General features: G+C 45.7%; 10 protein-coding genes and 1 tRNA gene. All 11 read right to left on the minus strand.

The features are described 5' to 3' along the window. Positions 1-91: 91 nt before the first annotated feature. The 11 genes from PCH02S_RS12745 to PCH02S_RS12790 all read right to left on the minus strand — a co-directional run bounded on the left by PCH02S_RS12745 (position 92) and on the right by PCH02S_RS12790 (position 12,731). Positions 92-256, minus strand: coding sequence for a small acid-soluble spore protein P (locus PCH02S_RS12745; protein ID WP_379174283.1), 165 nt, complete (start codon positions 254-256; stop codon positions 92-94). A gap of 31 nt (positions 257-287) precedes the next feature. Further along, positions 288-434, minus strand: coding sequence for a hypothetical protein (locus PCH02S_RS35735; protein ID WP_164819542.1), 147 nt, complete (start codon positions 432-434; stop codon positions 288-290). A gap of 21 nt (positions 435-455) precedes the next feature. After that, positions 456-800, minus strand: a complete 345-nt coding sequence (locus PCH02S_RS12750; protein WP_127453470.1) for a hypothetical protein — start codon at positions 798-800, stop codon at positions 456-458. 185 nt (positions 801-985) lie between these two features. After that, entirely contained in the window at positions 986-5,122 is a 4,137-nt protein-coding gene (locus PCH02S_RS12755) for a choice-of-anchor I family protein (RefSeq protein WP_164819543.1), read from the minus strand. Positions 5,123-5,335: 213 nt separating this feature from the next. After that, positions 5,336-5,420: transfer RNA gene (locus PCH02S_RS12760), tRNA-Ser, on the minus strand. A gap of 83 nt (positions 5,421-5,503) precedes the next feature. Further along, a complete protein-coding gene (gene serS, locus PCH02S_RS12765) occupies positions 5,504-6,784 on the minus strand; it encodes a serine--tRNA ligase (protein ID WP_127453474.1) in 1,281 nt (426 codons plus the stop codon). A 91-nt stretch (positions 6,785-6,875) separates the two neighbouring features. Further along, complete coding sequence (gene pdxT / locus PCH02S_RS12770; protein ID WP_127453476.1) at positions 6,876-7,454, minus strand: pyridoxal 5'-phosphate synthase glutaminase subunit PdxT; 579 nt, start codon at positions 7,452-7,454, stop codon at positions 6,876-6,878. After that, the gene (gene pdxS / locus PCH02S_RS12775) at positions 7,454-8,335 is read right to left on the minus strand and encodes a pyridoxal 5'-phosphate synthase lyase subunit PdxS (RefSeq protein WP_127453478.1); all 882 of its coding nucleotides are present in this window, start codon (positions 8,333-8,335) and stop codon (positions 7,454-7,456) included. The genes pdxT and pdxS overlap by 1 nt, the downstream gene beginning before the upstream one ends. Before the next feature lie 118 nt (positions 8,336-8,453). Then, positions 8,454-9,797 carry a D-alanyl-D-alanine carboxypeptidase family protein gene (locus PCH02S_RS12780; RefSeq protein WP_127453480.1) on the minus strand — a complete coding sequence of 448 codons (1,344 nt, stop codon included), beginning with the start codon at positions 9,795-9,797 and terminating at the stop codon, positions 8,454-8,456. 118 nt (positions 9,798-9,915) lie between these two features. Then, a complete protein-coding gene (gene guaB / locus PCH02S_RS12785) occupies positions 9,916-11,373 on the minus strand; it encodes an IMP dehydrogenase (protein WP_127453482.1) in 1,458 nt (485 codons plus the stop codon). Between the two features lie 155 nt (positions 11,374-11,528). Beyond that, on the minus strand, positions 11,529-12,731 hold the full coding sequence (locus tag PCH02S_RS12790; RefSeq protein ID WP_246069058.1) for a putative glycoside hydrolase: 1,203 nt from the start codon (positions 12,729-12,731) through the stop codon (positions 11,529-11,531). Between the last annotated feature and the right edge of the window lie 104 nt (positions 12,732-12,835).

The raw sequence follows: 12,835 nt of genomic DNA on the forward strand, positions 1-12,835 counted from the left end.
GGAATGCTCCAACGGAACCACACCTCTCTGCTCACCGACAAATATAGTATGTCCGGTTTATCGAACTTTAATCATGGTTATTTAAAAAAGATTAATGACCGTGTCCGGCGCCTTCGCCATGGCCATTATTTCTGGAATGGTTACGATTTTTCACCTTTTTCGACCCTGAGAGGGGCTCTTGTTGCTTTTGACGCTGACTATTGCCGCTCGACTGATTCTGGGATGTATCCGTTACACCATAGGCATCTGATTTCATAGAGATCATTCCCTCCTAGTTTATCTGCAATTTATTCTTGATGATTCAATGCATCTTGATGTCTGCGATCATTCACTTGCTGCTGCTGTTGCTGCCTATTGTGGCTGTTTACAGCATCGGTTCGGAAATCTTTGTCTACATTTTGCAAATTTTTATCCCGCGCTTTTTGCTTCGTCATGAGTGAACTCCCCTCCCCATTTTAATGGTGTGTGACTCTATGGAGCGCTTGTGCGCATTCATGAATGTGACGAACATAGTCGTCCACTAGATTTTGCACAACATCACCTGTTTCATCGATGTGCATGGTGCCTTGTTGGACATCCATCAGCTCCACTTTAACCTCTCTAGCATCCACGTAGTTGACTTTAAAATCGAAATTGTAGCCCGTATGTCCACCCGCCTCAATATGAACCCTAACGGTCTGAGGATCGGCTTCATCGGCCCATACACGCGCCTGATCTGTAGGCTGCAGGGTAGTAGGCAGGACATTACTCCATTCTTGTACCAATTCCGTTTGATCAATTGTCAGCTTATCATAGCTCATAGGTAACACCTCCACATGTTTAAAATGCGGAAGCCGACCGGCTTTTATCCATGTAAAAAAACAACAACTCCAGTGAAACGTTCTATAAACAAAAAACGCACCAGACCGTGTTTTCAACGGTCCAGTGCGCTTCCGCGATTTATGCCCCATGTAGTTTAACTAGGGGAGTTGTGTGAATGCACTGTTTATTTCGCCGTCAGTTGCATAAGAATCGCCAGCATCTTGGCTGCTTCTTGGCGTGTTGCTGTGTCTTGCGGCGCGAAGAGATTGCCGGACTTGCCGGAAATGATTCCAGCTTGCTGCAGAGATTTCGCTGCCTCTGCCGCATAAGCAGGAACAGCTGCTTGATCGGCAAAATCCGTCGCCAGCGTCGCTTTAGGCAGCGTATAGCCCATGAACGAAGCGAAGCGGGTAATCATAGCTGCCATTTGGCCGCGAGTAATATTCGCTAGAGGATCGAATTCACCTGCGCGTACGCCGCTTGTAATTCCTTTCTCAGCCGCCCATTGAACAGCTTTGGCATAGTAACTATCGGCTTTGACATCTGCAAAGCCAATGCCTGTATAAGCGCTTAGATCAGCATTAGCCATGCGAGCCAGAATCAACGTGAAGTCGGCTCTGGTGATATCCGCTTCCGGAGCGAACGCATCATCATTGACACCATTCAGGATGTCTCTTGCTGACAGGTACGTAATGTAATCTTTAGCGAAGCTCGAAGCTGTATCCTTGAAGTTTGCTTTCTGATAACCAACAGCATACTTCGAGAAATGCTTAACGTTAAAGCTTAATGTTCCTGTGACAGGATCAAAGTGGCTATTCGTTACCTTAGTAATCTCACCGTTATCTGCGATGTAATAAGCTACAATGGCGTTAATATCCTCATTTGCAGCCGGTTGATATGGAATCGCGACTTGAGCCGATCCTCCATTGAAGCTGGATACTGTTTTGCCACCAGCAGTGACCGTGAAATCGAAGATCGGACGATCTTTGACAGCCTCTTGGATCGCTTCCTTGGCTGTTGCATCCATGTTCTGCGTAATGTCATTCACATCTGCTTTGCGAATGGAGATAGTGACCTCACCTGTTGACGCGGCAGAGGAGATGGTGGAGACCGCTTGTTTGTCAAAAGATACTTGTCCAATGCCAGCAGCAATTTTAATGCCTGTCGTTTCGCTGCTCGCAATCTTGCTCATTGCTTCTGCAGGCAGCTTAACGTCTACTTGGTTCGATGCTGCATCTGTACTTGCTTTGATCTCAAGAACCGTCGATTTACTTGTCGATTCCGTCATATCTTTTAAGGCTTGCGTGACTTGAGCGACTGAAACATTCGCTACGGAAGTACCTTTGCTGTCTTTTTCTACAGTAGGAGTAATGGTTGCTTTATCAACGCTAGTACTAGGTGTAGTTGGTACTGTAGATGGAGACGTTGGCCCAGAAGACGCTGGCGTACCACCATTTCCTTTATCATCGTAACTCGTGGAATATACGGATATGCTAGCTTCCGCTGCTCCATACCCATCCGGGCTAAAAGCAGTAATCACTGCGCTGCCGTTTGCAACGAAAGATACTACCCCTTCTGCATTAACTGTTGCAACGGAAGGATTAGATGATTTCCATTGCACCGTACCTGAAGTAACGCCTTTTCCTTGGGAATCCGTTACTGTTGCTGTCAGTTTTGTTGGCGCGGTGCCTGCAGGTACCGATAATACGGTACTATCCAAAGCAACTTTTTGAACATTCAGCTGATAGACCGCTACGGTTCCGCCAACCTCATTAGCCACCAGCAGGAGCGGGTTGCCATTTGGACTAACAGAAGCAGGGATAAACTCAATGCCTTCAGGACCGGTGTCCGTGTTCAAGTTATCTTTAGGAGTAAATACACGCGAGTTCGTATAGTTAACAAATTTCGCATTGGCTGGATCTGTCACATCATAAGTCATAATTCCGCCGATACGCTCTAACCCAACAAAAGCCAGAATCTTGCTGCCTACTTTGCTAACTTTAACATCTTCAGGTTCAGGACCTTTTTTCGAACTGCGATCGTCCATTGCTGTTTTACTATTGCTTGCATTGAAATTGTTAGGTAAACGCTGCGCCGTCACTTTCTCAAAATCATTGCCGCTGTCATAAACTTGAGACATTGTGTTAGCTTGCCAGATGGAGAAAGAACGTCCACCATAGAGATAAATGCTTTCATGGCCCATATCACCAGCAACCTCAACACCGTCATAAGCGGTTTTCCCCGCCAAGAAGATTGCTGCCGCCGAACCAGGTACCAAACTACCTTTTATAGCGCCAATCGTGCTTCCATTGGTTCTGACGCCCGGCCATTCTGTAACATCCCCCTCATTGGCTGTGAAGATGTACGGAACTCCATCGATCGTTTGTGTGGAAATACCATCAGGCATATACATGCCGTAAAAAGGCACATTCTCAAACTTAATCGTATTGTCTTTGACGAGATCTAAGGAGTTGTTTGGAAGACTCAAATCTTTGAAGCCTAATCCTTTTACAGATAAAAGCGTTTTGGAACCGATATCCACAGTTCCTATTGCGTTGTTTTCTTGGAACGATACATAAGCTTTGGTGTTATCTTCAGAAATCGCGATGTATTCCGGCTCCAAATCAAACACAGCATCTGCTTTCTGTCCTTCGCCCGTAACAGCACCGGTTGATGGATCAGACGCACCGCGAATATGGACCTTATCATCAATAACGGAGACATTGTTGAATCTAACATGAGATACCGTATCATTAGTCGTATCTACAATGGTGATGCTTCCTTCCGGATCTGCTCCGCTTGTGCGCGGCTCACCTTCATTGGCAGTCAGAATATATCGGCCATCGGAGGTCGTTTTAATCATATCGGGCTGCACACCGGCTTCATAAGATTTCAGAACATTGCCATCGTAATCCATGACAAGGATTTTCCCCGGTTTCTTAGAATCCAGCTCTTGAACAGATAAGGAAACGCGTTTGGTCTTCGTATTGACATCTACACTCGTCAGGTCTCCATATAAGAAACCATCCTTTTCAACCAAATCTTTCATCGTGACTGTTTTCTCTTTGACTAAACCTTGCACAAGGTCTAAACGTACGATTTCCAAACTTGGTGGATTTCCCGAACCATTTACCAAATAAAACTTATTATTATCTTTATTGTACTTAACAATTTCAGCTACACCGCCGTCTTTATTCGTAACGCCGACAGCAAATTGTCCAATTTTGGAGATACTCAAAGCGTCATTAACAGCTTGTGGAGCCAAAACCGTTAAGGATAGATTTTGACCGTACTGTGCAAGGGAGCTATCTGTTACTTTCACGTAAACGTTAGTTGTGACAGATGTTCCTTGTGCAGGCGCACCATACACTTCCCCTGTGGTCGAATTGATCGATAAGCCGTTTGGAAGACCCGTAGCTGAGAACGTGTACGGTGGTTTCCCTCCATAAACGCTCATCGTTACGGAGTAGGACATTTGTTCATACGCATTAGGCAAACTTGTGTTCGTATATCCTAATGGAAGAAACCATTCCCCATAAGCCCCGTATTTCGGGCCTTTCAAAGCTCTATCTTGGTCGCTTGTTATAGAACCCGTGATATCGAACTGTGCGAAGTCAGCTTTGTTATTATCTGTATCTGCTAATGCTTTGCGACGAATGGACTTCTGTTTCGACGTACCTTCCGTGGATCCCTTCGGATAGTCAAACTCATAGCCATCTATATCCGTCTGAATATCTGTATTGTCGCCATCATTGCTTCCTGTCCCCACCATATCTACATAACCAGCAGGCTTTGGGTTATTGGCAAAGGGATTTTTATTCGCAACATCCAGCTTGGTCTGATTGCTCATAAGCGCAACCTTCAAGCCTTTATTATTGATCCAGCGTCCTGTCCATAACTGGTCATATGTACTCGACAAATTAAATTTCGGTGACCCTGCCCCTGTAGCTTGTCCAAGAACAAGGAAGGATGATTTGGCTTTAATCGTTCCTACTAGGTCCAGCTTCTGCCAATCACCCGTAGGGCCTGTCTTAGCCGACGATCCACGGTCCGCATATTGCAAGGACCACCCGTTGAGGACGACGTCGTGATCTGTAGGATTGTATAACTCAATAAAACCATGGGATGAGGCCGTATTGCTGGAATCTGTAGTTAATCCCCCGCCATAAACTTGGTTAATAAAAACGTGCGGTACATTAACATCATAAGAACCGTTCGCTTGATACGGAGTCCCCGGGATTACAATAGCATCTGCAGCTGCGGTTGAAACGATGGAGCCGAATGAAGATACACTTACAGCCACTGATAACAGAACGGGCATTAATCTCTTCCTGACAGTCTTCAACTGTTGCTCACTCTCCTTAACATAGAATATCTTGTCTATTATAGAAAATGAGAATCCTGCTAAATACACACTTTGTGTTAATTTATTTTTAATTATTTGTAAATCGCTACATAAAAAAGAAATAACAAAAAAAGCCACACGATTCATTAAGAATCGCATGACTTTTTGGTTGGGGTATTACCATGGTTACGGAGAGGGTGGGATTCGAACCCACGGAGGCTTGCACCTCGGCGGTTTTCAAGACCGCTGCCTTAAACCACTCGACCACCTCTCCACGATAGCTGTCCCCTCTAGAGGAGACAACCTTGTGCAGTGACAAAAAGCATTGTATCACATAACCCTGCAAAGAAGCAAGTGCTATTTTTTCGTAATTACTTTTACGTTGTTCATGTACGGAACAAGAACCTCAGGCACGATAATCGAACCGTCCGCCTGTTGGTAATTTTCAAGGATTGCCGCCACCGTACGTCCAAGAGCTAGTCCTGAACCATTCAGTGTATGTACGAATTCCGGTTTCGCCTTAGTGTCTCTACGAAAGCGAATGTTCGCTCTGCGCGCTTGGAAGTCTTCGAAGTTGCTGCAGGAAGAAATTTCGCGGTACGCGCCGCTATTTGGAAGCCAGACTTCCAAGTCATACGTCTTCGCTGAGGTGAAGCCGATATCACCTGTGCACAGGGATAGCACACGGTATGGGAGCTTCAACAGCTGTAGAACGCGCTCAGCGTGCCCTGTGAGCTTCTCCAGCTCATCATAGGAGTCTTCGGGCTTAACTAGCTTAACAAGCTCAATTTTGTTGAATTGGTGCTGTCTGATCAAGCCGCGTGTGTCTCTTCCAGCCGAACCGGCCTCCGAGCGGAAGCAAGCGCTGAATGCAACAAAATTAACAGGCAGCTGCTCTGTTGTTAAAATATCTTCCCGGTGATAGTTCGTAACCGGTACCTCTGCCGTTGGAATTAGGAAATACTCCGAATTCTCAACTTTGAAGACATCTTCCTCAAACTTCGGAAGTTGACCTGTACCTGTTAAGCTATCGCGGTTAACGATATATGGCGGCAGCATTTCTTCATAACCATGCTCATCGCTGTGCAGGTCCATCATGAAGTTGATCAATGCGCGCTCTAATCTTGCGCCAAGCCCTTTATAGAACACAAAACGGGAACCTGTTACCTTCGCCGCCGCTTCGAAATCCAGAATGCCCAGCTCTTGCGCCACTTCCCAGTGCGGCTTCACTTCAAAATCGAACTGCGGAATCTCGCCAACGCGGCGCATCTCCACATTCTCTTCTTCAGAGCGGCCCACAGGGACGCTAGGATGAGGCATATTCGGGATGGAGAGGAGAACTTGCTGTAAGGACTCGTCCAATACGCGAATCTCGTCATCAAGCTCTTTAATGCGGTCTCCGACAACCTTCATTTCCTGAATCAGTTCGTCGGCGTTCTCGCCGGATCTTTTACGCCCAGCCACCTCTTGAGAAACGGTGTTGCGGCGATTTTTGAGCTGCTCTGTTTCTTGCAGAAGCTCTCTGCGTTTTAAATCTAATGCTGTAAAACCGTTCAGCTCTTCAATCTGCTTTCCACGGTTTTGCATGGCTGCTTGCACGGCAGCCAAATCGTTTCGAAGTAACTTTACATCAAACAAGGAGATTCCTCCGTTAGCGCAAAATGGTTGTATATGGAAGCAAGCACCCTTACCGAAGTATCCGGTGATATCAAGGTGCTTGTACCATCAATTATGCTTGACTTTGTTTTACCATATCTAAGAAATAGCTGTGCAGACGGAAATCGTCTGTCAGCTCAGGGTGGAACGATGCAGCAAGGAGATGTCCTTGCTGCGCCGCAACGATCTGGCCGTCATACGTAGCCAGAACTTCCACACCCGGGCCCACTTTCTCGATCAGTGGAGCACGAATGAAAACAGCGCGAACATTCTCGTCGATGCCTTTGATCGGCAGATCTGTCTCAAAGCTTTCGCGCTGACGCCCGAATGCGTTGCGAGCCACCGTAATATCCATCAGCTCAAGGTGAGCTTCCGGCTGCCCGGTGATCTCTTTCGCGATAACAATCAACCCTGCGCAGGTGCCAAAGATCGGCTTTCCTGCCGCAGAAAATTCTCTCAGCGCATCGATGAAACCATAGGTGCGCATAAGCTTACCAATTGTCGTACTTTCTCCGCCTGGTAGAATGATGCCATCAAGCTCAGCTAGCTGCTCTGTACGCTTAACTACAACGCCCTCGGCGCCTGCCTTCTCGATGCCACGTATATGCTCTGCTACCGCGCCCTGAAGCGCGAGAACCCCAATTTTCGTCATTACCAGCCGCGCTCCTGCATACGTTCGGAAGCTTGCAGCTTGGAGATTTCGATTCCCTTCATAGGGCTGCCTAGGTTTTTGGAGATTTCTGCAATTAATTTAAAGTCCGTATAGTGTGTTACAGCTTCTACAATCGCTTTTGCGAATTTCTCTGGGTTGTCCGATTTGAAGATACCGGAACCTACGAATACCCCATCGGAACCCAAATGCATCATTAGAGCAGCATCCGCCGGAGTCGCTACACCGCCTGCAGCGAAGTTAACAACTGGCAATTTGCCTGTTTCATGTACTTGCAGCATCAGTTCATAAGGAGCTCCAAGTGTTTTCGCTTCAAACATCAACTCATCCTTGGACATGCCTTGAACTTTGCGAATTTGACCTTGAATCATGCGCATGTGACGAACAGCTTCAACAATGTTTCCTGTTCCTGGCTCACCTTTGGTACGAAGCATGGAAGCTCCTTCTCCAATACGGCGCAAAGCTTCGCCTAGATCACGGCAACCACACACGAAAGGAACCGTGAAATCACGCTTGTTGATGTGATACACTTCATCAGCAGGTGTCAGAACTTCACTCTCATCGATATAATCAACGCCCAGAGATTCCAGGACTTTTGCTTCTACAAAGTGCCCAATTCTTGCTTTCGCCATAACCGGAATGGATACGACTTTCATAACGTCTTCAACGATAGTTGGATCAGCCATGCGGGAAACTCCGCCAGCTGCACGAATGTCAGCAGGTACGCGCTCTAGCGCCATAACAGCGGAGGCACCAGCTGCTTCTGCGATCTTTGCTTGCTCGGCGTTCATAACGTCCATAATTACGCCGCCTTTTTGCATTTCGGCCATACCTGTTTTAACGCGGGATGTTCCTGTTTCCATTCTTTATTTCCTCCTATACCTTCGTACGAATTTATACAGTTTCCTACACGATTCGATAGTAAACTTCTAAACAATTATTTTACATGAAGGAGGGGCATTATACAACCCATTATCTGGTCTAGGAACCGCCCTTGATCCCTTTAAACATATCGCCAAAGAAGTTTTTGATGGAGCGGAACAACAGCCTAATCCAACTTCCTTTTTCGACATCCTCATTGGCAATTAGATCTGCCGTTTTCTCTTGTCCATTGTAGCTAACTTTTACTTTACCGAGCGTATCGCCTTTGGCAATTGGAGCTACCAATTTGCTTTCTTCAAGCGGCTCTGCCGTGATTTTAAAATCAGTATCCTTCGCGCCTTTTTTCGTAACGAAAGTTAGTCCCGTTTTAGTTACTAGAGGCACTTGCGTTTGAACGCCTTTCTTAATGTTTACGATTTTCAAAGAATCTATTTCTTGTTTTGCATTTAGGAAAGGTTTAATCTCGAAATTATTAAAACCATAATCAAGCAGCTTCCTAGTTTCATTAAAACGCTCAGGTTCTGTTTTCGTTCCCATCACAACCGTGATAAGACGCATGCCGTTTCTTTCGGCAGTTCCTGTAAAGCAATAACCAGCGTCATCTGTGGAACCTGTTTTCAAACCGTCCAGGCCTGTATACGCATATTTTTTAAAATTAGCATTGGTCGAATTGCCTTCCAGCATCCAGTTCCAATTGATCATAGGCGTTTTATCGGTTGGTCTCAGCTTTAACGAAGGAATTTTCGTGAATTCGAGAACTTCCTTGTGATCCTTGAGGATGTTGTAGGCAAGAATAGCCGCGTCTCGCGCTGTCATTTTCGTTTCGCCTTCAATGGATTGTGGAGGATTCTTCAAATCGGCACGAGAAAGACCTGTAGCGCTGATAAAATGAGCCTGGTCGGACATGCCTAATTGTTTAGCCTTCTCATTCATCATTTTCGCGAAATTTTCCTCTGATCCCCCACCCAGAAGTTCAGCGAAAGCTACAGAGGCATCATTTGCGGAATAGATGGACATCGCACTGAACATATCTTTGAAAGATAACGTTTCATTTTCTGCGATCAACTGGCCGGAACCAATGACATCGGCTGCATTTTTGGAAGCCGTGACTTGGGAGTCCCACTTGAATTTACCTTCTTTGATACTTTCCATCGCCAAGTACTCTGTCATCATCTTCGCCATACTGGCCGGTGGAAGCGCCTCGTCAGCATTCATTTCATAAAGAACAGCGCCTGTGCTTGCTTCCATAATAATTGCCGATTTGGCATTGACCTTCAACTCGCCCCCTGTAGGTGCAGTAGTCGTCGTAGGAGCTGTCGTTGCTGCTGGTGTTTTGGTATCTGCGGCAAACGCCGGTTGTATATGTAAAAGTACGGATTGAGCAATTAAACTAACACCTAACACCAAAGCAATCTTTTTCCTTGTAAAACTAAAAAATCTCACAACTTCACTCTCCCTAGTAATTTTTATAACATTTTATATTGTAACACACCCTATTAGACAAAAAAAAGAAGACACAGGTTCAAATCCTGCGCCTCCAATTATAGCCAAATTGTTACAATTATAAGGAGTAGTTAGGAGCTTCTTTCGTAATTTGAATATCATGAGGGTGGCTTTCCTTCAATCCAGCCCCTGTAATTCGTATAAACTGCGTATCATGAATCAATTCTTGAATGTTACGTGCTCCGCAATAGCCCATACCTGAACGGAGACCGCCAACAAGTTGATATACTGTATCAGCTAACGGCCCTTTATATGCTACGCGTCCCTCAATACCTTCAGGAACAAGTTTGCTCTCGTTTTCTTGGAAGTAACGGTCTTTACTACCTTCTTTCATGGCGCCTAAAGAACCCATCCCGCGGTAAACTTTGAACTTACGTCCTTGGAAAATCTCAGACTCTCCCGGGCTTTCATCTGTCCCAGCAAAAAGACTACCAATCATCACGGCACTCGCCCCAGCCGCAATCGCTTTGACCACGTCACCGGAGTACTTAATACCGCCATCAGCGATAACGGGAACACCATATTCTGCAGCCGCTTGCGCGCAATCATAAATAGCTGTAATTTGCGGAACACCGATACCTGCAATGACGCGTGTCGTACAGATCGATCCTGGCCCGATACCAACCTTCACCATGGATGCACCAGCCTTGATAAGATCACGTGTACCGTCACCTGTCGCTACATTTCCTGCAATGATAGGAAGATCTGGATATTGAGCTCTTATCTTCTTCACAGTTTCAGCAATGTTAATGTGATGACCATGTGCGGAGTCTACTACAATCACGTCAATGCCTGCTTTGACAAGCGCAGCGGCTCTCTCCATAACATCCTTAGAAACGCCTACAGCTGCCCCTACAAGTAAACGACCTTGTGCGTCCTTCGCGGAGTTAGGGAACTGAATCGCCTTCTCGATATCTTTGATCGTAATTAATCCCTTCAGACCGAAATTATCATCGACCAAAGGAAGCTTTTCAATTTTATGCTTTTGAAGAATGCCTTCCGCTTGTTGCAGCGTAGTTCCCACTGGAGCTGTAACAAGACTTTCTTTTGTCATTACTTCTTTAATCTTAATGGAGTAATCATGAACAAAACGCAAATCGCGGTTCGTCAAAATCCCAACAAGCTTGTTCGTCTCATCTACGATCGGCACGCCTGATATCCGGTACTTCGCCATTAGCTCTTCTGCGTCATAAACATGGTGTTCTGGCGTTAAGGAGAATGGGTTTGTGATAACCCCGCTCTCTGAGCGCTTAACACGGTCTACATGCTCAGCTTGCAGCTCGATTGGCATATTCTTATGGATGATTCCAATACCGCCTTCTCTGGCCATTGCAATCGCTAGGGCAGATTCCGTAACAGTATCCATCGCGGAGCTGATGAACGGAATAGTCAATTTCACATGAGGAGCAAGAACTGTTGAAACGTCGATCTCCTTACCGAACACTTCAGACTTCCTTGGCACCAGCAGCACATCATCAAACGTTAAACCTTCTTTACCAAACTTGTCTTCCCTCACAACACATATTCCTCCTTAGATCTTTTCTCTTCAAAAACTTCGAAATAAGCATCCTGCTCATCGTATATGATTGCAATCTTAACAAAAGCCCATTTTTCGTGTCAAGGAAAAGGACCCCTCTAAAGATCGACAGCCATCCGAATAAGAACATTCGGTTAACGATAGGAATATGTGCTGTTCGAATTCCATAACAAAAATTGTTCCACGCCCTGTTCCCTAGCCGCTTTTATTTGCTCTTTCACATCAACATTTCCGTATTTCTTATGAGGCTTCACCCAAGTTGCGGTAAAATCTTGGTACCATGGCCTGATTTCCGCCGTTGGGGCACTTACTCGCATCAGGTTCGCGTTTTTCCCATTGGCATCGCTAATGGCTTTGTGAATCACCGCGTAGGGTTGCAGATCGGGATACTTAATTCCGTACATCCCATTCGAATAATGGGAAGGGTATAACATTGGCGAGATATAGTGAACCTGCTTGCTAATCATTGACCAATCCTGCCCAATGCCCATGTCATTGTCGGAGGAGGTTGTTAAACCAAATACGTCAGCGGATATATAAACCTCGTTCCCCAGACGTTCCTTCGCCTTACTGAGAAAGGACTCAATGACCTGTGCTTTTGTCCATTTCCTCGGATTATCGAATTTGACCTCCGCGTCAACCCGTTTGCTGTTTTCGGGGAATCGCACATAGTCGAATTGAACCTCGTCAAACCCTAGCTGGGCTGCTTCCTTGGCAATTTGAAGATTATACTCCCACACTTCTTCTTTGTAAGGATCCACCCAAGCTATTCCCTTATTATCCTGCCAAACGCCGCCTTGATAAGTCTTCATCGCATAATTGCTTTTCTTCTTACTCAAATAGGGGTCTTTAAAAACAACAACACGCGCTATCGTATATATATGCTTGTCCTTTAACCTCTTCAGCGTCCCTTTCAGATCGCGAATAATAACATGGCTATTGGCTCCTATCTCATTCACCATAGGTACGGCCGAGGTATATGTAACTTGCCCGGAATCGTTCTTCACATCAATCACCATTGCGTTTAAATCGGTTTGATCCACCAAATCAATCAGTTGCTCCAGTTTATTGCCTACCGCAGACCAGGCTGATACATAAATCCCTTTGACGACCTGCTTAGCAGGCATCTGACGCTGAGCGGATACCTTTACTGGAGGAGCTGCTTGTTTGGATGCTGCTTCTGGTTTAGGTGCAGGTCCTGTATCCACCGAATGCTTTAAGGATTGGAGCGGAGCCAGTTCCTCTTTCACGGCGTCCATCTTCACCGAGCACCCCTGTAAAACCATAAGACAAGTTAATAAAGTTCCCACCCATTTGCTCACAAAAAATGCTTTCATACTAATCCCTCCTTATAGGGCTAGTATGGTTTTTTACGCTATTTTGTACTGATGTAAAAAAAAGAGTCTCCTTGGAATTTCTTCCAAAAAGACTCTTTCATTGT

Source organism: Paenibacillus chondroitinus NBRC 15376 (genome assembly GCF_004000765.1).
Taxonomy (GTDB): Bacteria; Bacillota; Bacilli; order Paenibacillales; family NBRC-103111; genus Paenibacillus_E; species Paenibacillus_E chondroitinus.